Below are 26,017 nucleotides of genomic sequence, written 5' to 3' on the forward strand. Positions count from 1 at the left end.
TTTATCTTAGCGTAGCATACTTATCTAGCTAAAATTCAAAAACTAATTCAATAACAAAATAAGTTTCTAAATTAAATACCATACAAAATTTTGCTAACTTAATTCTTCAATATTTACTTATATTGCTAATTGAAATTATTCTTATATAACTTATTACTGAATTGATTCAGTATGCACTTTTTTTGATAAAGATCACTTTAGCGCTATTTATAAATGGTAAGCTATATATCTATTGAGTTTTCATAAATATAATGAGCGTTTTTGCTTATTTTTATAATGTGAATTTTTTAAGTCAATTAGCTTACTAAAAACAAATTAGCACTTATATAATATGACACCTCATATTTAATTATATTGCTCCTAATCTAGACTAATTGACTAAAAAAATTTAACATTTATTAGGAGTAATCTTTATGTCTGTAACTAATGTTACTGAACTCAATGAACTTGTCGTGCGTGTAAAAAAAGCACAACAACAATTTGCAAATTTTACCCAGGATCAAGTTGATAAAATTTTTCGTGCTGCTGCTCTTGCTGCTGCTGACTCTCGCATTCCTTTAGCAAAATTAGCAGTTGAAGAATCTGGCATGGGAATTATAGAAGATAAAGTGATTAAAAATCATTTTGCTTCGGAATATATTTATAATGCTTATAAAGATGAGAAAACTTGTGGCATTCTGTCCGAAGATCTTACTTTTGGTACTATCACCATTGCCGAACCTATTGGCTTAATTTGTGGTATTGTTCCAACAACTAATCCTACATCGACAGCCATTTTTAAATCTTTAATCAGTCTAAAAACGCGTAACGGGATTATTTTTTCCCCTCACCCTCGCGCTAAAAATGCCACTAACAACGCCGCCAAAATCGTATTACAAGCCGCTGTTGCTGCTGGTGCACCAAAAGATATCATTGGCTGGATAGATGAACCCTCGGTCGAACTTTCAAATGCATTAATGCACCACCCTGATGTTAACCTTATCTTAGCAACCGGTGGACCTGGTATGGTGAAAGCAGCTTATAGCTCAGGAAAACCTGCCATCGGTGTAGGTGCAGGTAATACACCTGTCGTAATTGACAGTTCTGCCGACATTAAACGTGCAGTTGCTTCAATTTTAATGTCAAAAACTTTTGATAATGGTGTTATTTGCGCGTCAGAACAATCAGTTATCATTGTGGACGAAATTTACAATCAAGTGCGCGAACGTTTTGTCACTCATGGCGGTTACTTATTAAAAGGTAAAGAGCTTAAAGCAGTACAAAACATTATTTTAAAAAATGGTAATTTAAATGCGGCTATTGTTGGTCAACCAGCAGTAAAAATTGCTGAACTAGCCGGCATACAAGTGCCGTTAAACACTAAAATTTTAATCGGAGAAGTAAAAGCCACAGATGAGAGCGAACCTTTTGCCCATGAAAAACTCTCACCATTACTTGCCATGTACCATAGTAAAGATTTTGCTGATGCCGTTGGAAAAGCAGAAAAATTGGTTGAGATGGGTGGTATTGGCCATACTTCATGTCTTTATACTGATCAAGACAATCAAACTGAGCGAGTTAATTATTTCGGCGAGAAAATGAAAACCGCACATATCTTAATTAATACTCCGGCATCACAGGGTGGGATTGGTGATCTTTATAATTTCAAATTAGCTCCTTCATTAACATTAGGATGCGGCTCGTGGGGTGGAAATTCTATCTCTGAAAACGTGGGCCCTAAGCACCTAATTAATACTAAAACAGTAGCGAAAAGAGCAGAAAATATGTTGTGGCATAAACTTCCTAGTTCTATTTATTTTCGTCGTGGTTGCCTACCATTAGCGTTGGAGGAAATTGCTACTGACGGTGCTAAACGGGCTTTTATTGTTACTGACAGTTACTTATTCAATAATGGTTATGTTGATGAAGTCGTTAATGTATTGAAGACTTTTAACGTTGAAACTGAAGTATTTTTTGAAGTTGAAGCCGATCCTACACTGAGTATTGTTCGTAAAGGTGCCGCTTTAATGCATACCTTTAAACCAGATGTGATTATCGCTTTAGGCGGTGGCTCTCCTATGGATGCAGCTAAAATCATGTGGGTAATGTATGAACATCCTGAAACCCATTTTGAAGAGCTTGCTCTACGTTTTATGGATATTCGTAAACGTATTCATAAATTCCCTAAAATGGGTTTTAAAGCCAAGATGGTTGCCATCACCACAACATCAGGTACAGGCTCAGAAGTCACGCCATTTGCTGTTGTTACTGATGATGCTACCGGCCAAAAATATCCTTTAGCCGATTATGCAATTACGCCAAATATGGCAATTGTTGATGCCAATCTTGTTATGCATATGCCGAAATCACTTACAGCATTCGGTGGACTAGATGCTATCGTCCATGCATTAGAAGCTTATGTTTCAGTCCTGGCAAGTGAATACTCTGATGGACAAGCTTTACAGGCTTTAACGTTGTTAAAAGAGTATTTGCCAACCAGTTATCTGAATGGAGCGAAAGATCCGATTGCCCGCGAACGGGTGCATAATGCAGCAACCATCGCTGGTATTGCTTTCGCTAATGCTTTTTTAGGTGTTTGCCACTCAATGGCCCATAAATTAGGTTCCGAATTTCATATACCCCATGGTTTAGCCAATGCGCTGCTAATTGAAAATGTCATTCGCTATAACGCTAATGACAATCCAACAAAGCAAACCGCATTCAGCCAATATGATCGCCCTCAAGCTCGTCGTCGCTATGGTGAGATTGCCGATCACTTAGGACTAACCTCACCAGCTGATCGCACAGCTAACAAAATTGAAAAACTGCTTAATTGGTTAGCAACACTTAAAACTATGCTCGGTATCCCCAAATCTATTCGTGAAGCTGGGGTCGCAGAAAAGGATTTCTTAGCTAAAGTGGATAAGTTATCTGAAGATGCGTTTGATGATCAATGTACAGGTGCGAATCCTCGCTTTCCGTTGATCGCTGAACTAAAACAAATTATGTTAGATTCATACTATGGTAATAATTTTACTGAAGAGAAAAATATATTCCTGCAAACAGAGGAAAAAAGTCATCTAGTAAAAGAATCTACTTAATAAACATTTTATTTGTAACCATTTATTTAATAATTAGCACTGAATATATATTCGGTGCTTTTTTAATCGAAAAATATTTTACTAATCCTTATTTGAAAATAATTTAAAACCAAAATAGTTATTTTACGTAATTAATTTTCATTTAAGAATAATAATCTAATATGGGGAGTTAAAAATTATTTAAATGGAACAACGGAAAAAGGTTTTTCACCCGCCTCAATACATTTCGTGTGATTGATTGCATCCATATAATGTCTACGACAGACTGAGATATATTTTTCATTACCACCAATTTCAATCTGTTCTCCCTGATAGACAGCAAGCCCATTATCATCTAATCGCAAAACCCTACTTGCTTTACGACCACAATAACAAATGGTTTTTAGTTCAATAAGTTTATCTGCCCAAGCTAACAGATAGTGACTGCCAATAAATAACTCACCACGAAAATCTGTTCTTAATCCATAACACAAAACCGGTATATTGGCATAATCAACAATTTCACAAAGCTGATTAACTTGCTCTTTAGTTAAAAACTGACACTCATCAACAAGCACACAATGAATTTTTTGACAGCTATTTTTTTCTTTTATTAATCTCCCCATATCTGTCTGTTGCGAAAATAATATTGCATCTGCTGCTAAACCAATTCTGGAGGTTACTTTACCTTGAACAAATCGGGTATCAATCTCAGCGGTGAAAATAAGCGTATTCATTCCTCGTTCATTATAATTATATGAAGACTGAAGTAGTGAAGTTGATTTACCAGCATTCATTGCTGAATAATAGAAATAAAGCTGAGCCATTAGCCCTTTCCTCTTACCTATTTAGACAAATATTTTGAAAGTTTACCACATACATTATCAAACATTATTTTTCATTTCATTTGATTATAAATATTGATAACTAACATAACAGATTTTTTAGTAATGTTTATAGTCATGAAAAAATTCGTATGTTTAAATGTCACGCTCTACAAACAACATCTTTATTTTAACAAAGTATGTGATAAGAAAAGATTATTAATAGCTAACATTCATCAAAAAACTTAGATACCCAGTAGTGATAACTCAACAAAAGCTTAATAAGCAAACTCTTTTACACATATTAAGTTAAAATTTAGTTTATGTTACATACCATAAAGTTGAATAAAAATAAAAAACATCATCTTTACATCTGAATGAAATTCAAATATAAAAGCAGTTCTATCATTTTGGTATAGATTTTTAAGTATCCAGGGTATCTAATATAAGATATATAATATTTTTACAGTGAAAGCTTATATTGCTTTTGCAAAGAAGTTTAAGTTTAAAAAAACAATAAATTTAACCTTATTTTGTAACTTCACTATTGCAGAAAATAAAATAGCATTCTATTATTAGTAGACATCAGCCAACATTCATTTTAATTCGAGACCAGGAAAATGAGCGATTCATTGAAATATTTTAAATCATTAAATAACATTCGTACCTTACGTGCGATAGCAAGAGAAATGCCGTTAGAATCATTGCAAGAAATACATGATAAATTTAATACCGTTGTAGATGAACGTCGTGAAGATGAAAATCAAGCGAGAGCACAATTAGAAGCTCATAGTCAAAAAATTGCAAAATATATTAAATTGCTGGAAGGAGAAGGACTAAGTCTAGATGATATAGTTACTGCAAAAACTCCTTCAAAAACATCTAACCGTACTAAGCGCGCAGCAAGACCGGCTAAATTTCAATATAAAGATGAAAATGGTGAAATCAAAACCTGGACCGGTCAAGGTCGTACACCAGCTGTGATCAAAAAAGCACTAGGGGAAGGTAAAGATATGGATGATTTTTTAATCTAAATGTCCTTTCCCTACTTTAAAAATACCCTTTATATAAAGGGTATTTTTATTACACATGTCATTAACATTTATTACACAATAAATAACCAACCTTAATAAGGTCTAATATATATCAAAGCGTAAAACTCTGCTCGCTAAGATAAATACTAAATACATTTACATGCCTGCCACTTTTCACTAATAACTAACCATACCTTTTCCTATAATAAAGAAGCCGACATAAAAATGTACAACTTCTATTAATATAAATATTTTGTTATCAGCAATACACCATGTAATGTAAATTTTTGTTGTCTAAACATTTCAAATTATTCCTTCAAGAAATAGTATCGTTGTTTTTTATTGCCATAAAGTCATGCATTCAATGTTCATTATTAGACTTCTCTCTATTTTATTTTGTTAGAGAGGTTGTTAAATTTCATTCTATTCATTATGAAAAAATTTACTATAGAAATAATAAACAGATTACTTTATAAACAAAAAAATAAACGGCTAATCTGATACAAGCTAAATCAATTAAATATAATTACTATACTTTTTTATCATAATCATGATCAGTGTTAACGTAAATATTATTGATAGAAACTCACACGCCAACACAAGAAATTTTAGCTAGCAACTAAAGTGATATATGATCAGCAAAATCAAATTATTATTATTTGAAATAGTTTGTAATATCTCCATTTAAACAACATCCTTGCCTACTTATATAATTAATAAATCTCATTTTAATTTTACGCATAAATAAAACTTGTTAAAATAAATTTGTAATAACAAATAGGCAATTTTGTATAAAAATACCATGCTGATTTTTTTATTGATTTGAATCAAATTTATCGACAATTAGCAATCTAAGATATTTTTTTTACCCACGCGGAAAACTCATCACCTAAAAATTCATGCTGCATACCATATTCAACAAATGCTTTCATGTAACCCAATTTATTACCGCAATCATGGCTTTTACCTTGTAAATGATAGGCTTCAACAGGTTCTCCTTCTATTAACATTTCAATCGCATCAGTTAACTGGATTTCATCACCTGCCCCCATTGGTGTTTTCTCTAATAAAGGCCAAATTTTCTCTGACAATACATAACGCCCCACGATAGATAAATTAGATGGTGCCAGTTCAATTTTAGGTTTTTCAACAACGCCTTTAATAATTTTGCTTTCACCGGCTTTTAATTCATAACTGTCACAATCTACAACACCATAATTGGATACAGACTCCTTTGGTACCGGCTCAACAAGAATTTGGCTGGCTGATGTTTCATGATAACGCTTCAGCATCGCGGTTAAATTATACTGTTTCAAATCCGAAGAATATTGATCAATAACTACATCCGGTAAAACTACAGCAAAAGGCTCCTCTCCTACCAAGGGTTTTGCACATAAAATGGCATGTCCAAGCCCTTTTGCGATACCTTGTCTCGTTTGCATAATTGTGACATGACTTGGGCATATGGATTGTACATCATTTAATAATTGCCGTTTAACGCGCTTTTCCAAAATTGCTTCTAATTCAAAACTGGTATCAAAATGGTTTTCTATTGAGTTCTTTGAAGAATGAGTGACTAATATAATTTCATGAATACCAGCAGATATACATTCATTTACTACATACTGAATAAGTGGTTTATCCGCTAAAGGTAACATTTCTTTAGGGATCGCTTTGGTTGCCGGCAACATGCGAGTTCCTAATCCAGCGACAGGAATAACAGCTTTGCTAACTTTTTTTTCTGCTTTTTTTAATTTCATTTTTTCTACCAAGTTACCTAAATACAATATACTAATGAAATGTGATAGATAGATTTTCAACAACTTTTGTGGCGAGTATAGCAGTAAAATGTACCAAATAAATAGCAAACTAGAGAAAATTAGCCTAGGTTAACAATCCTGTAAAAAGTAAATAATTATAATATTTCTACCAATGAATTAAACATTAAAGTCATTCGATGTTTATGATTCCATATTTTACATTGCCAATCTATTCCTTTTTCCATTATTTGCCGATAAGCAATTGATTGTAAGCTACCCAATGGTGCACTTGATGACAATTCGACTTCTTTATTCTCGGTTTTTAATTTTACATTAAGTCCTGCTGAAGCTAATACAATTGTTTTACTTTCAGTATGAAAATAACCTAATAAAATTGGAAATTGTCCTTTAATACCTAAATCCATTAATAAAGTGTTTATTTGCTCAAGCATTTCACTAATATTAAATAATTTGTTTGATTGGCTATTAAGATAGGTTTGCAATAATTCATTGAATGCAACTCTAAGTAATAATGCAGCCATAACGCCATCACCCGAAGAATACTCAATATCAAGGCAATAAAAACCTATTTGTTTATCAGAAAGTTCTGCCAAATCAAATAATAATCCAATTTTATTAATATCTTTTAGCTGCCGATAATTAATTTTATAATTTGCTAGTGTTTGATTTACTTTGGGTTGTAGCTCAAGTAAAACTGGCAAAATATCATGCTTTTCGTGCTGGATCATTTGCTGAATATGAGAAAGCTCAGCAGATAAACGAGTGGTTGTTTCTACAATATCTGGATACAAATTACGGATAATCGTCTCTCTAACATCATCAAAATCAACAATCGGTTTTAATAATGCATCTTTTACCCCAAGTCGCAGCATTCTATCCAAATCACTAATTCTATTTGTTCCTGAAATAACAATAACTGGAATTTCACACTTCATTTCCACCAGTTTCTGCATTAAAGTCTCACCACTCATCACAGGCATGCTTAAATCACATAAAATCAAATCAAGATGCTCAACAGCATTAATAATATCTAACGCCTCCTGCCCATTGCTGGATGTATAAGTAATCACATCAAATGATTTAAGGTAATTTCTCAATACAGAGCGAAAAACCACCTCATCTTCTACAATTAATATTTTCTTCCCTTTCATATGCCAGCCTTACATTACATAAAATGCCATTGACGATATTATCTTTTTAGAAAATAGTACTTATGATAGAACAAATATTTTACGGATTTACACTTAAAGTTATATATTTTTTTGTATTGAAATATATAATTATTTTTCATTTATTGGAATCAATTGGTTACTTTTATACAGTTATTGTAATTAGAAATTACTTTCTTAATTTTGTTCTTTTTTTCTTTAATCAAAATAATTCCTATTGTAAATCAAAATTATCTTATGTTTTTTCATCCTGAATCTAACAACTAAAAAACTATTTATTACTTTATTATCAATATCTAAAATTCAAATCAGTAAACCAAAGTAGATAAATGATCAATAGCACTGAGGATGATTCAGTCACTATTGAGTAACATTATTTACCCAATTAAAAGTGAATATAAAGATAAAAATGAACCTTTGTTAAAGTTTTCAGATAAATTAATCATAAATAACTCATATTTATCTACTATAGCGCTTGTTTGCTTTTAATTAATCAATATTCCAAATGATAAAAATGTGATTTACAATAATAAAAAGATGTTTTTTTTAAATAATTTTAATGAAATTTTGAAAAAAACATTGCCATAACAGTCCTAAAAGCGTCAGAATTGCCACATTTCATCGTAACAAGATCAAAATTTCCTATTTTGCGATATTTGTAACATAAAAGTTTGAAGGAAAAGACCATTCATGCAACAAGACACACAAAAAAAAATTCTTCGCACCATCTGCCCTGATGCAAAAGGGTTAATCGCTAAAATCACAAATATTTGTTATAAACATCAATTAAATATTATTCAAAATAATGAATTTGTTGACCATCAGACAAACTGCTTTTTCATGCGTACTGAACTTGAAGGTATTTTCAGCGATAATACATTATTGGCTGATCTCGACGATGCTTTACCATCAGGGTCTAAACGTGAATTAAGTACAGCAAATCAACGACGCATTGTTATTATGGTAACCAAAGAAGCACACTGCTTAGGTGATCTATTAATGAAAAGCGCCTATGATGGTCTTGATGTGGAAATTGCTGCTGTAATTGGTAATCACGAGACATTAAGATCACTCGTTGAACAATTTAATATCCCATTTCACTATATTAGCCATGAAAATCTAACCCGAGAGCAACATGATCATCTATTAAAAGAACAAATTGACAATTATAATCCTGATTATGTGGTTTTAGCAAAATATATGCGCGTACTTACGCCTGATTTCGTTCAACATTATCCCAATAAAATTATTAATATCCATCACTCTTTTTTGCCAGCTTTTATTGGTGCAAAACCTTATCATCAAGCTTATCAACGTGGTGTCAAAATCATTGGAGCAACGGCGCACTTTGTCAATAATGATCTCGATGAAGGCCCTATTATTACTCAGAATGTGATTAACGTTGATCATAGTTATACTGCTGAGGATATGATGCGAGCAGGTAAAGACGTTGAAAAAAATGTCTTAAGCCACGCTTTATACTGGGTATTAGCACAACGCGTTTTTGTTCATGGCAACCGCACGATTATTCTTTAACCTATCCTCTATTTAATAAAATAGCCTGGCTTATTTTAAAGGTAATTATTATACAGAGTACATAATATTACCTTTAAACAATTATAATTATTTTATTAAATTTAATTTTTATAAAATATTTTATTTAATTATTTATCATGATAAATGATTATTTATTATTAACTATATTTAAAAAAAACTGACATCGTTATTACATTTAAATTTTACCTAATGAACTAATGAGCAAGGATAACACTTCTGACTAATCTATTAAATATCAAATAGATAGACACTTAGAGCAGTTAACGCTTGCTCTGTCTATTCACTAGCGTAAACTCGCAAGTTACCAACCCTGTGGTTACTAGCATCAGATCAACCATAATTTTGCCCAATTTATATTTTACCTATTGATTAATATATTTTTTCAATTGCATCAATAAATCGATTTAAAATACTACCATGTGCTTTAGATTTATAAAAATAACAGCTATTTGTCATGCTAAGCTCATCTAGCGGTAAAAAAATAATGTCAGGTGTTGATTGACAGGTTTCGGGTAATTTATCGGTTAAACCGATGTAATCACCATTTTGTATTAATCCATCGCAAAAACCACTGTTTTCCATCCACCTGATATTGATTCTATTTGCCCCTATCGTCGCTTTTGATTCTATATCTCGAATAAATTGACTCTTATATAAAACTGGATCACATAGCCAAGGAAATTGATTCAATAATTTTAATAGATTCTTTTCAGCATGTTCGTAAAGTTGTTTGCGGCAACATATACCAATAGCCTCTTTTTGTAATTTTTTTAACAAAATAAAACGTTCACTTACAATTTTTTCTGAACTTAAAATTAAAATATTGCCATCATAATCTGATATTTCATTTACTTTATCATAATCAAATTTTAAAACGTTTATTGGTATTTTATTAATACCTGCTGTTTGATAAAGTTTTATTAAATGATGGTTTTTACCCCAGTCATAATAAATATTAACCACATTACGAAATTCGTTACCAACATATCTTTTGGTAATTTCTTTTTCCTGCAAATATAAATTTTTTAAATCATTATAAAGTTCTTGCCCTTCCTTTGTTAAAGTCATGCCGGATTTTTTCCTTTTAAACAGCGTCTTACCTAATACGGCCTCAAAATCTTTAATTGATTTTGCGACAGGGGGCGCCGTGCGGTGCAATATTCTCGCCGCTTTACATAATGAACCTTGTTCAACAACTGCCATAAAAGCTTCTAACTTTCTTGAGAAAAACATAATGATTACTCCACTTCAATCTTAAATATCAAATAGAAAAATTTAAATATCTATTTAATAATTTATAGCTGACACAGAAATTCAAAAAGAATACCTTTTTACAGCTCTTTAAGATAAAAGCACTTAGGCTAATAATTTAAAGAAAAATAATTAAACCTGGCTAATTAATTTCATAAATTGATTTTTAGCAAACAACATCATTACATCTAACTATTATTTTCTGACAAAAAACAAATTTTCATATAGTGCATTTTTAATTATAGTTTATTAATTTGAATTAAATTAATTATTTTTTTAAAGTTATATGTTTTTTTTAAAATTTAATCACTGCTAATCACACTAAACAATTTAAATATAAAAATAACTTATTAATAAATAAAAGAAAATGTTTTATATAATGGGTTACATTTATATATTCAATCTGATAAAATATTTTTATAAATATATTTCAATTAGGTAACCAATTCGAATGAAATTTGTCTCATTTAACATTAATAGCCTAAGAGCACGCATCCACCAACTTGAAGCTATCATCGAAAAACATCAACCTGATGTCATAGGCTTACAAGAGACCAAAGTTGATGATAGTGCATTCCCTTTAGAGCAGGTTAATCAGTTAGGCTATCATATCTGCTACCATGGACAAAAAGCACATTATGGTGTCGCGCTATTTTGCAAACAAAAACCAATCACTATTCAAAAGGGATTTCCTGGCGACGATATTGATGCCCAGCGCCGTATTATTATGGCAGATATTGAAACAGAAAAAGGCACAATTACCATAATAAACGGTTATTTCCCACAAGGTGAATGCCGTGATCACCCAACAAAATTTGCTGCAAAAGCAAAATTTTATCAAGACTTGCAACTTTATCTGCAAAATAATCTTTCTCCTCAATCGCATATCATTCTTATGGGAGATATGAATATTAGTCCAACGGATCATGATATCGGCATCGGTGAAATTAACAGAAAACGTTGGTTAAGTGCTGGCAAATGCTCATTTTTACCTGAAGAACGCGAATGGATGGATAAATTGAAATCCTGGGGATTAATCGATACTTATCGTCAACAAAATCCAGCAATTACTGATCAATTTTCGTGGTTTGATTACCGTTCCAAGGGTTTTGTCGATAACCGAGGTCTGCGAATCGATTTGATTCTAGCCTCTAGTTCGTTGTTTGCCTGCTGTGGTGAAACAGGCATTGATTATGACATTAGAAGTATGGAAAAACCTTCAGATCATGCCCCTATTTGGGCGAAATTTGAGTTAAATTAAGTTAAAATCAAATGATAGTACTATTTTACACTTAGCTATCATTTGATTGCTTTTTTTGACTAGCTCTCTTCTTCTTTACTGATAACTTTTTCTCCGTTTTCTCTTCGATGACCGATATCGTACGGAATATGGTTAAATCAGTTTGTTGTTTCGCTTGTTGGATTAACATTTTCAATGTATCTGCCAATGGTGACATAAAATCCTGATAACGAAACTGTTTTTCACTGATTTGGGTTAATTTAGACTCCCAGTGAGCAGTCATATCAGGCAATACTGCCACCAGCGGTAAAACTTTATATAAGGCGATGCCTGCTGGCGCAGCATGGATATAACGACCTTTTTTAACCAAAAACTTACGTTTAAATAACAGTTCTATAATACCCGCTCGGGTCGCTTCTGTTCCTAAACCATCCGTTGCTCGCAATACCTTTTTCAACGCCTTATCTTGCACAAAACGAGCAATACCGGTCATAGCCGACAACAAAGTGGCATCAGTAAAGGGTTTTGGTGGCTGAGTCTGCTTTTCTATTACTTCACCCTGCTCGCAAAATAACTCATCTTTTACCTTTACCTCAGGGAGTGGCATACCATCATTATCCGCATCCCGTTCCTTAGTAGTTAAAATTGCTCGCCAACCAGGTTCGACCAAAAAGCGAGCTCTGGCGATAAATTTTCCACCTGCGATCTCCAGTTCAATAACCCGTTTATGAAATTTTGCACTAGCCATAAATTGGATAATATATTGAGCAGCAATCAATGCATAAATTTTGCTTTCGTTTTGATCAAGCTGCACCGCTATTGCTTTAGCGGTAGGAATAATTGCATGATGTGCATCAACTTTTTTATCATCCCAGCAGCGATTTTGCTTATCTAATTCAGCCAATTCAAATTGTGTAAGTTCTGGCTGATGTACAGCAATAGCTTTTAATACCCCATGGCGATTGGCAAAATGCTCTTGCGGTAAGTAACGACTATCTGAACGAGGATAAGTAATAACTTTATGTTTTTCATATAGTTGTTGGCATATATCAAGAACTTCCTTGGCACTTAAGCCATGTTTTTTAGCGGCTTCAATTTGCAAAGCCGACAAAGAATAAGGTAAGGGCGCAATTTCTGATTCTTGTTTATTTTGATAGGTAACAACCAAGGCCGGCTGCTGCGTAATTCGTGCAGCAACATGCTCGGCTAACGGGCGATGAATCAGACGCCCTTCTTCATCCTGATAATCAATGCAGGCTTCACTTGGCTGCCAGATAGCGGTAAAACGTTCTTTATTCGGCGTGATTATATGTGCTTTTACCTCAAAAAAATCTTTAGCAACAAAATGTTCAATCTCTTCATCCCTTCTAACCACCAATCCCAATACTGGCGTTTGAACTCGGCCAACAGATAATACCCCTTGATACCCCCCTCGCTGGCCAAGCAAAGTATAAGCCCGCGTCATATTTATGCCATACAACCAATCCGCTCTGGCTCGAGCCAATGCCGAAACACAAAGTGGAATAAAATCTCGATTACTTCTTAACCGTTCAATGGCCTTAACTACCGCTTGAGGATTAAGATCGCTAATTAAACAGCGCTGAACAGACTGCTTTTTATCATCGGGTAAGGCTAAAAAATCTAACACTTCATCCACCAGCAATTGCCCTTCGCGATCGGGATCTCCCGCATGCACAATCTCATCGGCCTGAACTAATAGCGCTTTAATAGTATTAAGTTGCTTAATAACTGCCGCCCGAGGCTTTAATTGCCATTTTTCAGGAATAATCGGTAAATCAGTTAATGACCAACGTGCTAAACGAGGATCGTAAGTTTCTGGTTCAGCTTGCTCCAATAAATGACCAATACACCAAGTCACATATTGCGAATCACCACAGACAATAAAACCATCTTGTCGTTTGTGTGGCTTAGGTAAAACATCAGCTATAGCACGCGCTAAACTGGGCTTTTCTGCAATAAATAGACGGCGCATAGGTTACTCAACTACCTCAATCATCGCTCTGCCAGATTTGGATTGCTCTAATTGACCGATTGCGCTAAGAGATAAATTATTTTGCCAGGCAATTTGTTTAACTTCAGCAATTGCTGTTGGTAACACCGCCATTAGTAGGCCTCCTGAGGTCTGCGGATCACATAATACATTGCGTTGTAACGGTGTCATTTGGCCTAAAAAATGGCCGTAACTGGCAAAATTACGTTGGGTTCCACCTGGTACACACCCTTGCTCAATATAACTTTCAATATGAGGTAATTTAGCTATCTGCGAAAAAGCCACCGTCGCCTGTAAATCAGCCGCCCGACAGATTTCAGTTAAATGGCCTAACAAACCAAAACCGGTTACATCGGTCATCGCAGTAACTCCTTCAATATTTGCCAATTCTGAGCCTGATTTATTTAATTGACACATAATCTGAGTCGCTAACCCTTGATGTTCAGGTAACAATAATTTTTTCTTTTCTGCCGTTGTGTGAATACCAATTCCTAATGGTTTAGTTAAAAATAATTGGCTACCCGCAACTGCAGTACTATTCTTTTTTACTTTAGCGGTATTAATAACACCTGTCACGGCAAGACCAAATATCGGTTCTGGCGCATCGATCGAATGACCACCGGCAAGTGATATACCGGCATCCTGACAAACCATCCGCCCCCCTTCAATCACTTGCTGGGCTATCTCAGCTGGGATTTTATTAATGGGCCAACCTAATATCGCAATCGCCATAATGGGTTTACCACCCATCGCATAAATATCACTAATTGCATTAGTGGCAGCAATACGGCCAAAATCAATCGGAGAATCCACTATTGGCATAAAAAAATCCGTGGTACTAATAATCCCTACACCATTGCCAAGATCATAAACAGCAGCGTCATCGTTGGTCTCGTTACCAACCAGCAAATGAGGATCATTAAATTTTTTACGTTCACTATATAAAATAGTCTCCAATATATTTGGCGCAATTTTACAACCACAACCCGCTCCATGACTAAATTGGGTTAATTTGATTTCCGATGGCATATTTTTTCCTTTAAAAATAAGTCACAAAATCCTTTATATCCGCTGAAGAACTTTTCATTGTAGGATTAAATTTTGGCGTTCCTAAATAGAGGAAGCCAACAATTTTATCATCTTGTTGGCAAGCTAAACCTGATCTCACCACCGGATCAGAGGTCCAAGAGCCAGTACGCCAGATGCCACCAAATCCTTGAGCAACAGCAGCCATCTGCATAGCATGAACACAACAACCAGCAGTAATAACTTGCTCCCAGGCAGGAATTTTTGTATCGATGACAATTTTAGCAATAACAGCAATAATTAACGGAGCTCGTAGCGGTGCTTTTTTGGCTTTCTCTTCAGCTTCTTTGCCTAAGTTAGCGTTAATTGCGGCTTTTTCCAGTAACTGTCCAAATTTATCGAGCCCTTGATTTTGGATCACCACAAAATGCCAGGGGCGTAACGTACCATGATCAGGAGCTCGCATTCCGGCTGCCAAAATATTATCCAGTGATTGACCTTCAGGTGCCGGTGTTGTCAAATGACTCATGGAACGACGGGTTAATAATAGTGTTAAAGCATCCATAGATTCCTCCTTGTTGAAATTCACTTATATTGCAACTATTTGCATAGCTACAAATAGCGTAGAAATGACCATTTTATAAGTATGTTTCTAAAAAATAGAATATTATCATCAGCATTAGTATAGTAAGGTAACATTTTCAATCAGCTTGAATAGCAATAAAATAATATTTTTAATTATTCTATGAGTTATGGCTGACAATTATCTTATGTCCTTTTAAGATAAATATGTTAATCATATAATTGGAGATCACATGCGAAACCCATGGAATTTAATCGCAACCTGCTTTAAATTTAGTTGGCGATTACTTAATTTTATCAGACGATTTGTCACCAGTTTTATCTGTCTTTTTTTGATCTTTATCGCAGCAAGCAGTTACTTTGCCTATAAAAGTGAAAAAAAATCGACGAGCCAATATCATGGTGCGCTACTTATTGATCTACAAGGTGTAATTGTTGATCAAGTCTCTATCCCTAATCCTCTTGGTAAAATGAGCCGCGAATTGTTAGGCTCATCAAGCAAACGCATGCAAGAAAACTCCTTATTTGACATTGTAAATATTATCCGCCGGGCAACCTATGACGACAAAATTACCGGTATCGTTTTACAACTGGATAATTTGATTGGTTCCGACCAGCCATCTTTACAATATATTGGTAAGGCGTTGATAGAGTTTAAGCAAGCGGGAAAACCTATTTACGCTGTAGGTAATGGTTATAATCAATCGCAATATTATTTAGCCAGTTTTGCCAATCATATCTATATGTCACAACAGGGTCATGTCGGAATTTACGGTTTTTCAACCAATAAACTCTTTTATAAGACGCTACTGGATAAGCTAAAAGTCAACAGCCATATTTTCCGTGTTGGCACCTATAAATCAGCGGTAGAGCCATTTATTCGTGACAATATGTCACCTGAAGCACGTGAAGCCGATAAAGTCTGGATTGGTTCACTATGGCAACATTATTTATCAACCGTGGCGCAAAACCGGCAAATGACGCCAGAAAATATCTTCCCTGGTGCCGATAAATTGATTGAAGAAATGAAAAGCGTCAATGGTGATAGTGCGCAATATGCGGTTAAACAAAAACTCATTGATCATATATTTACCGGCGCAGTTATGGAGAAAGAGTTAAGCAAAAAATTTGGCTGGAATGATAAAGAGCAACATTTTAATTACATCAGTATCTATGATTATGCCAATGAACAACCCCAGCAAAATCAGCTAATGCGACAAAAAGAATCCGATGAGCAAGCTGGAAATATCGCTGTGATAATTGCCCAAGGCGCCATTATAGATGGACCACAAGAGCCTGGCATGGTTGGCAGCGAAACAACGGTAGCGCAAATACGTAAAGCAAGACTTAACCCTGATATTAAAGCGATTGTATTACGTGTTAATAGTCCTGGTGGCAGTGTTACCGCTTCAGAAGCGATAAGGAATGAGCTTGTGGCTGTCCGCGATGCCAATAAACCTATTGTAGTTTCGATGGGAGGAATGGCAGCATCAGGAGGTTATTGGATTTCAACACCGGCCAATTATATTTTTGCCAGTCCAACAACCCTGACCGGTTCAATTGGTATTTTTGGTGTGATAAATACCTTTGAGAAAAGCTTAGATACAATTGGCGTTTATACTGACGGGGTCTCTACCACGCCATTAGCGAATATCTCAGCTACAAAAGGGATTAATAAGCAATTTTCTGACATGATGCAAATCACCATAGAAAATGGCTATAACACCTTTCTAAAATATGTTGCTCAGGCGCGCCATAAAACACCAGCAGAGATAGATAAAATCGCTCAAGGTCGGGTATGGGTAGGTTCAGACGCGCTACAAAACGGTTTGGTTGATAAACTGGGTGATTTTGACGATGCTGTAAATAAAGCGGCTGAGTTAGCTAAAGTCACTACGCCATCACTTGACTGGATGCAGCCTGAACGTTCTTTTATAGATCAATTAATACTTGAATTAACTTCAAGCGCTGAGGCAATGATGCCCAATACGCTGCAATTGTTACTTCCGCAAAAAATGGCTAACGACCTGCAGCAGCAAATCAAATTTTACCAGCATATGAATGATCCACAAAATCGCTACGCATTTTGTTTAAATTGTGGTGAAGTTTATTAATAAATAGCCATCATTGTTCAACTCTAGCGCCCTGCATATGGGCGCTTTATTTTATATTAATATTTAATATCCCACAGATTTTATTAGCTAACTACTTTATAATTCTTTAAATTTATCAATTTTCACTTATTCATATCGTTAGGTAAAGAGAATGGAAAAAAAATCCATCTATGTAGTTTACACAGGCGGCACTATTGGCATGCAATATTCAACCCATGGATACGTGCCAGCCTCCGGCCATCTACAAAAACAACTGAGCAGCATGCCAGAATTTCATCGCGCTGAAATGCCAAATTTCACTATTCGTGAACATAATCCTTTAATTGATTCCGCTAATATGACACCACAAGATTGGCAGTGCATTGCGGATGATATTAGTGATAATTATGAAAACTATGATGGTTTTGTTATTCTACATGGTACTGATACGATGGCATTTACCGCCTCTGCACTCTCATTTATGTTTGATAACCTAGATAAACCGATTATCGTGACAGGGTCACAAATACCACTGGAAGCGTTAAGATCAGATGGCCAAACTAATCTTCTTAATGCCTTGTACTTGGCGGCAAATTACCCTATCAATGAAGTGACGCTGTTTTTTAATAACAAATTATTTAGGGGTAACCGGACCGTCAAATCACATGCTGATGGTTTTGATGCCTTTACTTCTCCTAATTGTCCACCATTGATTGATGCGGGTATTCATATCCGTTGTTTACAAAGCTGTCCATTGCCAAAAAATGACGGCAATTTCAGCAGCCATAAAATCACCCCTCAACCCATTGGGGTTGTTACTATTTATCCTGGGATTTCAGTACAAAGTATCGAAAACATCTTATTGCAACCCACCAAAGCACTCATTCTCCGTTCTTACGGTGTTGGTAATGCGCCTTCACAAACTGAGTTGTTAAAATGCCTTGAAAAGGCCTGTCAACACGATATTATCGTCATTAATTTGACACAATGCCTCTCTGGACGAGTTAACATGAATGGGTATGCAACCGGGCACGCATTAGCCAAAGTTGGTGTTATTAGTGGTTATGACATGACTTTTGAGGCAACCCTTACCAAGCTTCATTATTTACTTAGTCAATCTTTATCTTCAAATGATATTCGTACGCTGATGCAAAAAAATTTGCGCGGTGAACTTAGCTATAGTGACAATTATTAAGGACGACATAATGACTAATATTGCATTATTGCTGGTCGATCTGCAAAATGACTTTTGTAGAGCGGGCGCCCTAGAAGTATTAGATAGTGAAAGTGTTATTGGTACAGCTAATAATGTTATCACCTACTGCCAGCAACAAAATATCGTTGTTATTGCCAGCCAGGACTGGCATCCTGCTGATCACTTAAGTTTTGCTGTCAACTCAGGAACTCAGGTAGGCACCGAGGGAAATCTTAATGGCCTACGCCAAATTTGGTGGCCAGTTCACTGTGTGCAACATCAGAAAGGAGCACAATTCCATCCAGCACTTAATCAGTCAGCCATTCAAGCAACTTTTCAAAAAGGGATCAATGCCACAATCGATAGTTATAGTGCTTTTTTTGATAATGATCATCAACATGCAACTCAGTTAGATCGTTGGCTAACAGAAAATAAAATCAAACATCTATACATTATGGGGTTAGCAACAGATTACTGTGTAAAATTCACCGTCCTTGATGCAGTGCAACTAGGTTATCAAGTAACGGTTATTCAAGATGGTTGTAGGGGCGTTAATCTTCATCCAGAAGATAGTCATAACGCATTACAAGAAATGGTATTAGCTGGTGCTAAATTAATAACATCTTCTGATTTGCTGACGCAATCTATGATTGTAACTAATGCACTTAGCTAAGGAGCTGCAATCTATTATTAACATTGAATAAATTTTGCTTATTGCTGCTGTTCACTATCAAACAATCGCTTTAGCTCATCTTTTGTTTTCAAAATGATATTCCCATCGGTGCCCACCGTCATATGCTGAGCATCATGGTTATGTCTAGCCTGCCAAAGCATAATAGCTTGCAGACTATTTTCTTTTTGCTCGGGCGTTAACACAACACCATCAGGCCACTTGCCCAACTCAACGGCAGTCAGCAATCGTTGATAAATGTCGACTGTCATTAAATTAACCAGATCATTAAGCTCCATATTTCTTCCCTTCTCTTTTTTATCGTCGTGTAAACTTTACTTAACCCTCAGTTACTTCGCCAGATTGTTGATCAGTAAAACTTAATGCAACAGAATTAATACAATAACGTTGCCCAGTCGGTTGTGGGCCATCGGCAAAAACATGGCCTAAATGTGCGTTACAGTGACGGCAACGCACTTCTATCCGCTGCATACCGTGGGAAAAATCATCAATATAACTGACGGCTTGATCATTAATTGGTTGATAAAAACTTGGCCAGCCGCAGCCAGTATCAAATTTTGTTTGTGATAGAAAAAGCGGCTCATGGCAACAGAGACAGTAATAAATACCTTCTCGTTGATTATGTAGTAATTTACCTGAAAAAGGTGGCTCGGTTCCGGCTTCTTGCGTAACATGATGTTGTATTTTATTAAGTTTATTTGACTTAATGCATTTATGTTCTTTTTCAGTCATAAGAAAGCTTTCCTTATTTTCTAGTAAAAGTAATTATATTCATATGATGAGCAAAAGTTAACACTAAACCATCTCAATTATTTTTAACCCGGTAAACTGGGTCTTTCTAGTCTGATTTGTGATATAATTCACATATATTAGCAATATTCACTTTAAATCTCTTTATCCAGAACGATAATAGTGAATCAAAGCATTGACCTTAAGCTTGTTGGCAAACATACAAAAGGTGCTTTATATGTCAATTTTTCTGGTAATTGACACGATTCCGCTTGACGGATGGCAAGGTTTTGGTAACGATAGAAACAATATTGAATTCTTTTAAATTAAATAAAATATAGCTGGTGGAAATACTATGACTATCAAAGTAGGTATTAATGGTTTCGGTCGTATTGGCCGTATTGTTTTTCGTGCTGCCCAAGAGCGTAAAGATATCGAAATCGTAGCAATCAATGATTTATTAGATGCCAATTATATGGCCTATATGCTGAAATATGACTCAACTCACGGCCGCTTCAACGGTACTGTCGAAGTTAAAGATGGCCATCTGGTGGTTAATGGTAAAACTATTCGCTGCACGGCAGAGAAAGATCCTGCTAACTTGAAATGGAATGAAGTTGGTGTCGATGTGGTTGCGGAAGCAACAGGTATTTTCTTAACTGATGAAACAGCACGCAAACATATTGCGGCGGGCGCTAAAAAAGTCGTTTTAACTGGCCCTTCTAAAGATGATACCCCGATGTTTGTGATGGGCGTTAATCATAGCACCTATAGTGGTCAAGATATTGTTTCTAATGCCTCTTGTACCACAAACTGCCTAGCCCCATTAGCGAAAGTTATCAATGATAAGTTTGGTATCATTGAAGGTCTGATGACCACCGTCCATGCAACGACTGCCACGCAAAAAACCGTTGACGGACCTTCAGCTAAAGATTGGCGTGGTGGACGTGGTGCTTCACAAAACATCATTCCTTCATCAACCGGCGCCGCTAAAGCTGTTGGTAAAGTTATTCCTGAATTGAACGGCAAATTAACCGGTATGGCTTTCCGTGTTCCAACCCCAAATGTCTCAGTTGTTGACTTAACCGTTCGTTTGAATAAACCTGCCACTTATAAAGAAATTTGCCAGGCGATCCAACAGGCAGCAAATGGTGAATTAAAAGGCATTCTTGGTTACACCGAAGATGATGTTGTTTCCACAGACTTTAATGGCGACAAACTAACATCAATTTTTGATGCTAAAGCGGGTATTGCCTTAAACGACAGTTTTGTAAAATTAGTAGCCTGGTACGATAATGAAACCGGTTATTCAAATAAAGTTTTAGATTTAATTGCTCATATTGCTAAATAAATAGCGTAATTATTCGCTTCAAGCCGCCATTAATGGCGGCTTTTTTCATTCTGGCATATAATCCAACGATATTTTTAAACTAGCTAATTTCTAATCATAAAAATATAAAAAGGACGAAATGATGAATGATACGACACTGTTTAGCTTACCTGTAAAAGAAACAATTTCATCCTATATTACACTTCGACAGCTTGATTAAATTCCAGTCATTATTGTTTCTCATCCTAAAGTGAGTGCCGCAGTCAGTCTGCTGGGAGCACAGCTACTTAGCTGGCAGCCCGAGGGAGAAAAAGCCTGTTTATGGCTGAGTAAAAATAGTCTATTTCGAAAAAATACCGCTATTCGCGGCGGAATTCCTATCTGCTGGCCATGGTTTGGCCTGGTCGCTCAACCCAGTCATGGTTTTGCTCGTTTACAGGAATGGCAATTGACAGCGCATAGTGAGCTTACAGATAGTGTGATCCTTACTCTAACACTTTCGGATAATGAAATGACAAAAAAGATATGGCCACATGAATTTACCTTAATAATGCGCTTAAAACTAGCAGCGACCTGTGAAATTGAATTTGAATATTATGGTACTGAGCCTGCCACCGGTGCATTACATACCTATTTACAAGTAAGTGACATAAATAAGATATATATTGAAGGTCTAGGCAAACATTATATTGATAAAGTAGCTGATCGGGATGTTTACACAGAAGAGACAAAAACTTATATAACCACACGAACTGATCGTATTTATACTGAATCCGATGATTGTAATTTGGTGTATGATAAAAATTGGCAACGTATTTTAGAAATACACCATTACCATCATAGCGACATAGTATGTTGGAATCCGGGCGCTGAACTATCCAGTACCATAAAAGATATGACCAGCGATGGTTACAAAAAAATGCTATGTTTAGAAACAGCCCATATTAGCCAACCAATGCAACCAGCAGGTGAAAAACCTGCCCGCATGTCATTAACCTTAGGTGTGCGTAGCATCAAGATGCAAGACGTAATGTTATAGCTTTGCGATTTTATGCAGAAATAATAAGCAAGATTGTTAAAATTTATTAGTATTTTACACTAATAGCCGCTATCTCAATTAACGCCCTCACTTTTGATGAGGGAATAAAAATAGGCTGATAGCGCATTAACTAGCAACGAGTTTAACGTAATTCAGACAAATTATTTATCATATTGTCTTTATCTTTCATCTCACGCCAAATATTGCCACTATCTTTGCCATAACTACGAACCCGATCTAGCACCAGATCATTGTTTTCTTGTTCACATATTTTGGCTAAATCATGGTAGAAACGGCAAGCAAGCTGACGCGCCTTAGGATCAGAAAAATAGTAACGGCCAACACGGGTATATAATCCTTTCAAACCATTTAGGATCAAGCCATAGATAGGATTACCAGAGACAAATGCGAGTCCCCGAAAAATATTATAATCAACGGTACTAAATGCTTCAGAACAATCTTTTATATTCTCTCTTATTGATAATATCTCTAGTGATTTTGATTTACTTTTACGAAAGGCAGTTCGAATAAAAATAGCTGAAATATTGGTTCTAACCGATAACAAATCTTCAATCAGTTTAGGTGCTCCACTGTGATCTAACCGCGCCAGGGTTTCTAAAATATTTAGTCCTGAGGTTTCCCAAAAATTGTTTACTTTAGTTGGTTTTCCATGCTGAATAGTTAGCCAACCGTCTCTGGCAAGCCGCTGTAAAACTTCTCGTAATGTTGTTCTCGTTACCCCAATTAACTCCGATAGCTCACGTTCAGCGGGTAAAATTGAACCCGGCGGAAAATGGTTATTCCAAATACTTTCAACAATATACTCTTCTGCAAAATTAGCCGGACTTTGCGCTCTAATAATCATATTTTTATCTACCTAAAACAAATTTTTGCCATTAATAAAACGAGATAATATCAGAATGAAAAAGTTTGAGGTAGCCGAGTTATTAAGAAATACTAATCTGACCATAAAGACTTAATGCAATTTGTCGTTAATTAGGAAATCGTTCTTTTAATTTCTGGTATAAAAAACGTAGTATGCTACGTTAGCCAATTTTACTTATATACTAGTGAAGGAAAGCAAGTAATAATGAATATAAATATCAGACAAATTATGTTAAAAAATTTCCTTGGTAATTCCCCTGAATGGTACAAATTGACCATTATTTTCTTCTTGATAATCAACCCGCTGTGCTTTTTTTTGGTTAACCCTTTTATTGCCGGTTGGTTATTGATTGCTGAATTTATTTTTACCCTTGCCATGGCGCTAAAATGCTATCCACTACAGCCTGGCGGATTACTTGCTATTGAAGCGGTAATAATTGGGATGACTTCACCACAACAAGTAAGTCATGAAATTGCCAATAACATTGAAGTAATACTGCTATTGATTTTTATGGTTGCAGGTATTTACTTCATGAAACAATTGCTATTATTTGCTTTCACAAAATTATTACTGTCAATTCATTCTAAACGTGTACTCTCACTGGCTTTCTGTTTAGCAAGCGCTTTCCTTTCGGCCTTTTTAGACGCACTAACAGTTATTGCCGTTGTGATAAGTGTAGCCGTTGGTTTTTATTCTATTTATCATAGCTATGTATCCAGCCAGAAAGAGCTTCTTGCGCCGGAGAATAACGCTGACATGACCGAAAAGGGCCAGATCCTTGAACAATTTCGGGCTTTTTTACGTAGTCTAATGATGCACGCCGGCATTGGCACTGCATTAGGTGGCGTAATGACAATGGTTGGTGAGCCACAAAATTTAATTATTGCTAAATATGTTGGCTGGAACTTTAGTAATTTTTTCTTACATATGATCCCGGTGACGTTGCCGGTATTTATTTGTGGCTTAATTATTTGCTATTGCGTCGAACGTTTTAAATTATTTGGTTACGGCGCTGAATTACCTGAAAGTGTCCGCCATATTCTGCAAATCCACGATAAAAAAGCCAGCAGAAAACGAGATCGACGAGAAAAATTGCAACTAATAACGCAAGCATTAGTAGGCGTTTGGTTAATTATTGCTTTAGCTTTCCATCTTGCAGAAGTCGGCTTAATTGGTTTATCTGTAATAATCTTAATAACCTCATTTTGCGGCATAACTGATGAGCACACCATTGGCAAAGCATTTGAAGAAGCTTTACCCTTTACCGCCTTATTAACAGTATTTTTCTCAATTGTGGCAGTCATTATCGATCAACACCTTTTTACGCCATTTATTCAATTTGTATTACAGTCTTCAGAATCATCGCAACTTGTTTTATTTTATTTATTCAATGGGTTACTTTCTGCCATTTCAGATAATGTTTTTGTTGGCACAGTCTATATAAATGAAGCGATGAGTGCGTTAAAAGCGGGATTAATATCACGTCAACAATATGAATATCTGGCAGTTGCCATTAATACGGGGACTAATTTACCTTCAGTCGCAACGCCAAACGGTCAAGCCGCTTTTCTGTTTTTATTAACTTCAGCGCTTTCACCACTTATCCGCCTTTCATATGGTCGAATGGTTATCATGGCTTTACCTTATACTATTGTTATGACGCTAGTAGGTTTACTAGCCGTAGAATTATGGTTGATCCCGGTAACAGCGTGGTTCGCTTCATTAGGCTTGATAAATATAGCCAAATAACTTTTTATTAATAATGCTATTATTTATTTGAAAATAATAGCATTCCCCTGTCATTTCAAGCAAAAAGTATCGGCTAAATAGAAAATTCATTTTAACAATTTAATTCATTATCCTATCTTATTAGCTAATTTAAATTAGCTGTTTTTTTTGTCGTAAACAAAATAAGATCATATGCTTGCCTAACTAACTTATCGAGATAATGGAATAGAATGAACATGTTTAAATTTTTTTACTCATACTCTCAAACCAGAAAAGCTTGGTTGCTACTAGCTACTAGCTACTAGCTACTAGCTACTAGCGCCTGTATGTTAGAAATTATTGCCCTTTATTTTCAACACGGTATGGGACTTAGACCCTGCGTATTATGCATTTACGAACGGATAGCGATATTTGCTATCTTAGCGGCAGGTTTAATTGCTGCCATGGCACCAAAAAGTGCTTTTCGCTTAGTAGCACTAATTTTATGGTTATATAGTAGCTGGGAAGGATTGAAATTAACCTTCGAACATACCCGACTACAACTCTATCCCTCTCCTTTTGATTCATGTGATTTTGTCGTTAACTTTCCTTCATGGCTGCCACTTAACCGCTGGTTACCGACTGTTTTTGAAGCCTACGGTGACTGTAGCCAAAAACAATGGTCATTTTTGAATATTGAAATGCCCGTATGGTTATTAATTATTTTTATTGCTTATTTCTTGGTGGCAATAATTGTCTTGTTAAGCCAATTTTTATGGTTTAAAAAAAATAGTCATTAAGACAACTTGAGCT

At 35.4% G+C, this 26,017-nt stretch carries 19 protein-coding genes and 2 pseudogenes; 11 read left to right on the forward strand and 10 right to left on the reverse strand.

The window, feature by feature from the left end; all coding sequences use genetic code 11:
• The first annotated feature begins 413 nt into the window (after nt 1-413).
• On the forward strand, nt 414-3,080 hold the full coding sequence (gene adhE, locus WH390_RS06550; RefSeq protein WP_032114982.1) for a bifunctional acetaldehyde-CoA/alcohol dehydrogenase: 2,667 nt from the start codon (nt 414-416) through the stop codon (nt 3,078-3,080).
• Nucleotides 3,081-3,256: 176 nt separating this feature from the next.
• Here the strand turns inward: adhE and WH390_RS06555 are convergent, their stop codons facing one another.
• A complete protein-coding gene (locus WH390_RS06555) occupies nt 3,257-3,886 on the reverse strand; it encodes a thymidine kinase (protein ID WP_032114981.1) in 630 nt (209 codons plus the stop codon).
• Between the two features lie 617 nt (nt 3,887-4,503).
• Here WH390_RS06555 and WH390_RS06560 point away from each other — a divergent pair.
• Nucleotides 4,504-4,917 (forward strand): H-NS family nucleoid-associated regulatory protein, encoded by a 414-nt coding sequence (locus WH390_RS06560; RefSeq protein ID WP_032114980.1) that lies wholly within the window; start codon nt 4,504-4,506, stop codon nt 4,915-4,917.
• Nucleotides 4,918-5,768: 851 nt separating this feature from the next.
• Here the strand turns inward: WH390_RS06560 and galU are convergent.
• Together galU and rssB are read right to left on the reverse strand one after the other, a co-directional pair.
• Complete coding sequence (gene galU, locus WH390_RS06565; RefSeq protein WP_032114979.1) at nt 5,769-6,677, reverse strand: UTP--glucose-1-phosphate uridylyltransferase GalU; 909 nt, start codon at nt 6,675-6,677, stop codon at nt 5,769-5,771.
• Between the two features lie 155 nt (nt 6,678-6,832).
• Nucleotides 6,833-7,849 (reverse strand): two-component system response regulator RssB, encoded by a 1,017-nt coding sequence (gene rssB / locus WH390_RS06570; RefSeq protein WP_032114978.1) that lies wholly within the window; start codon nt 7,847-7,849, stop codon nt 6,833-6,835.
• 708 nt (nt 7,850-8,557) lie between these two features.
• On the opposite strand from rssB, the gene purU reads away from it, so the two are divergent.
• Entirely contained in the window at nt 8,558-9,403 is an 846-nt protein-coding gene (gene purU / locus WH390_RS06575) for a formyltetrahydrofolate deformylase (protein ID WP_032114977.1), read from the forward strand.
• 390 nt (nt 9,404-9,793) lie between these two features.
• On the opposite strand, the gene WH390_RS06580 is transcribed toward purU, so the two are convergent.
• A complete protein-coding gene (locus WH390_RS06580; RefSeq protein ID WP_032114976.1) occupies nt 9,794-10,657 on the reverse strand; it encodes a LysR family transcriptional regulator in 864 nt (287 codons plus the stop codon).
• 469 nt (nt 10,658-11,126) lie between these two features.
• Between WH390_RS06580 and xthA the strand changes: the two genes are divergently transcribed.
• The gene (gene xthA / locus WH390_RS06585) at nt 11,127-11,936 is read left to right on the forward strand and encodes an exodeoxyribonuclease III (RefSeq protein WP_032114975.1); all 810 of its coding nucleotides are present in this window, start codon (nt 11,127-11,129) and stop codon (nt 11,934-11,936) included.
• A gap of 31 nt (nt 11,937-11,967) precedes the next feature.
• Here xthA and WH390_RS06590 read toward each other — a convergent pair whose 3' ends face one another.
• The 3 genes from WH390_RS06590 to WH390_RS06600 are packed head-to-tail and all read right to left on the reverse strand — an operon-like array spanning nt 11,968 to nt 15,517.
• On the reverse strand, nt 11,968-13,908 hold the full coding sequence (locus WH390_RS06590) for a DNA topoisomerase III (protein WP_032114974.1): 1,941 nt from the start codon (nt 13,906-13,908) through the stop codon (nt 11,968-11,970).
• 3 nt (nt 13,909-13,911) lie between these two features.
• On the reverse strand, nt 13,912-14,955 hold the full coding sequence (gene selD, locus WH390_RS06595; protein ID WP_032114973.1) for a selenide, water dikinase SelD: 1,044 nt from the start codon (nt 14,953-14,955) through the stop codon (nt 13,912-13,914).
• A gap of 10 nt (nt 14,956-14,965) precedes the next feature.
• The gene (locus WH390_RS06600; RefSeq protein WP_032114972.1) at nt 14,966-15,517 is read right to left on the reverse strand and encodes an NAD(P)H nitroreductase; all 552 of its coding nucleotides are present in this window, start codon (nt 15,515-15,517) and stop codon (nt 14,966-14,968) included.
• Between the two features lie 250 nt (nt 15,518-15,767).
• On the opposite strand from WH390_RS06600, the gene sppA reads away from it, so the two are divergent.
• The 3 genes from sppA to pncA all read left to right on the forward strand — a co-directional run bounded on the left by sppA (nt 15,768) and on the right by pncA (nt 19,495).
• Entirely contained in the window at nt 15,768-17,648 is a 1,881-nt protein-coding gene (gene sppA, locus WH390_RS06605; protein ID WP_032114971.1) for a signal peptide peptidase SppA, read from the forward strand.
• 151 nt (nt 17,649-17,799) lie between these two features.
• On the forward strand, nt 17,800-18,822 hold the full coding sequence (gene ansA / locus WH390_RS06610; protein ID WP_032114970.1) for an asparaginase: 1,023 nt from the start codon (nt 17,800-17,802) through the stop codon (nt 18,820-18,822).
• A gap of 10 nt (nt 18,823-18,832) precedes the next feature.
• A complete protein-coding gene (gene pncA / locus WH390_RS06615) occupies nt 18,833-19,495 on the forward strand; it encodes a bifunctional nicotinamidase/pyrazinamidase (protein WP_032114969.1) in 663 nt (220 codons plus the stop codon).
• 38 nt (nt 19,496-19,533) lie between these two features.
• Here the strand turns inward: pncA and WH390_RS06620 are convergent, their stop codons facing one another.
• Nucleotides 19,534-19,791, reverse strand: a complete 258-nt coding sequence (locus WH390_RS06620; protein ID WP_032114968.1) for a YeaC family protein — start codon at nt 19,789-19,791, stop codon at nt 19,534-19,536.
• Between the two features lie 40 nt (nt 19,792-19,831).
• Nucleotides 19,832-20,245, reverse strand: coding sequence for a peptide-methionine (R)-S-oxide reductase MsrB (gene msrB, locus WH390_RS06625; RefSeq protein WP_032114967.1), 414 nt, complete (start codon nt 20,243-20,245; stop codon nt 19,832-19,834).
• 352 nt (nt 20,246-20,597) lie between these two features.
• Here msrB and gapA point away from each other — a divergent pair, with 352 nt between their 5' ends.
• Both gapA and WH390_RS06635 read left to right on the forward strand, forming a co-directional pair.
• A complete protein-coding gene (gene gapA, locus WH390_RS06630; RefSeq protein ID WP_032114966.1) occupies nt 20,598-21,593 on the forward strand; it encodes a glyceraldehyde-3-phosphate dehydrogenase in 996 nt (331 codons plus the stop codon).
• Nucleotides 21,594-21,714: 121 nt separating this feature from the next.
• Nucleotides 21,715-22,611, forward strand: a pseudogene (locus tag WH390_RS06635) (D-hexose-6-phosphate mutarotase).
• 142 nt (nt 22,612-22,753) lie between these two features.
• Here WH390_RS06635 and fadR read toward each other — a convergent pair.
• Entirely contained in the window at nt 22,754-23,476 is a 723-nt protein-coding gene (gene fadR / locus WH390_RS06640) for a fatty acid metabolism transcriptional regulator FadR (protein ID WP_032114965.1), read from the reverse strand.
• Between the two features lie 225 nt (nt 23,477-23,701).
• On the opposite strand from fadR, the gene nhaB reads away from it, so the two are divergent.
• Both nhaB and dsbB read left to right on the forward strand, forming a co-directional pair.
• A complete protein-coding gene (gene nhaB, locus WH390_RS06645; RefSeq protein WP_032114964.1) occupies nt 23,702-25,246 on the forward strand; it encodes a sodium/proton antiporter NhaB in 1,545 nt (514 codons plus the stop codon).
• Nucleotides 25,247-25,461: 215 nt separating this feature from the next.
• Nucleotides 25,462-26,004, forward strand: a pseudogene (gene dsbB, locus WH390_RS06650) (disulfide bond formation protein DsbB).
• Nucleotides 26,005-26,017: the final 13 nt, after the last annotated feature.

This window comes from Candidatus Arsenophonus nilaparvatae, assembly GCF_045346035.1.
Taxonomy (GTDB): domain Bacteria; phylum Pseudomonadota; class Gammaproteobacteria; order Enterobacterales; family Enterobacteriaceae; genus Arsenophonus; species Arsenophonus nilaparvatae.

Coding starts and splice junctions, on each gene's coding strand:
- adhE (WP_032114982.1), top strand. CDS start 414: ATGTCTGTAACTAATGTTACTGAACTCAATGAACTTGTCGTGCGTGTA.
- WH390_RS06555 (WP_032114981.1), bottom strand. CDS start 3,886: ATGGCTCAGCTTTATTTCTATTATTCAGCAATGAATGCTGGTAAATCA.
- WH390_RS06560 (WP_032114980.1), top strand. CDS start 4,504: ATGAGCGATTCATTGAAATATTTTAAATCATTAAATAACATTCGTACC.
- galU (WP_032114979.1), bottom strand. CDS start 6,677: ATGAAATTAAAAAAAGCAGAAAAAAAAGTTAGCAAAGCTGTTATTCCT.
- rssB (WP_032114978.1), bottom strand. CDS start 7,849: ATGAAAGGGAAGAAAATATTAATTGTAGAAGATGAGGTGGTTTTTCGC.
- purU (WP_032114977.1), top strand. CDS start 8,558: ATGCAACAAGACACACAAAAAAAAATTCTTCGCACCATCTGCCCTGAT.
- WH390_RS06580 (WP_032114976.1), bottom strand. CDS start 10,657: ATGTTTTTCTCAAGAAAGTTAGAAGCTTTTATGGCAGTTGTTGAACAA.
- xthA (WP_032114975.1), top strand. CDS start 11,127: ATGAAATTTGTCTCATTTAACATTAATAGCCTAAGAGCACGCATCCAC.
- WH390_RS06590 (WP_032114974.1), bottom strand. CDS start 13,908: ATGCGCCGTCTATTTATTGCAGAAAAGCCCAGTTTAGCGCGTGCTATA.
- selD (WP_032114973.1), bottom strand. CDS start 14,955: ATGCCATCGGAAATCAAATTAACCCAATTTAGTCATGGAGCGGGTTGT.
- WH390_RS06600 (WP_032114972.1), bottom strand. CDS start 15,517: ATGGATGCTTTAACACTATTATTAACCCGTCGTTCCATGAGTCATTTG.
- sppA (WP_032114971.1), top strand. CDS start 15,768: ATGCGAAACCCATGGAATTTAATCGCAACCTGCTTTAAATTTAGTTGG.
- ansA (WP_032114970.1), top strand. CDS start 17,800: ATGGAAAAAAAATCCATCTATGTAGTTTACACAGGCGGCACTATTGGC.
- pncA (WP_032114969.1), top strand. CDS start 18,833: ATGACTAATATTGCATTATTGCTGGTCGATCTGCAAAATGACTTTTGT.
- WH390_RS06620 (WP_032114968.1), bottom strand. CDS start 19,791: ATGGAGCTTAATGATCTGGTTAATTTAATGACAGTCGACATTTATCAA.
- msrB (WP_032114967.1), bottom strand. CDS start 20,245: ATGACTGAAAAAGAACATAAATGCATTAAGTCAAATAAACTTAATAAA.
- gapA (WP_032114966.1), top strand. CDS start 20,598: ATGACTATCAAAGTAGGTATTAATGGTTTCGGTCGTATTGGCCGTATT.
- fadR (WP_032114965.1), bottom strand. CDS start 23,476: ATGATTATTAGAGCGCAAAGTCCGGCTAATTTTGCAGAAGAGTATATT.
- nhaB (WP_032114964.1), top strand. CDS start 23,702: ATGAATATAAATATCAGACAAATTATGTTAAAAAATTTCCTTGGTAAT.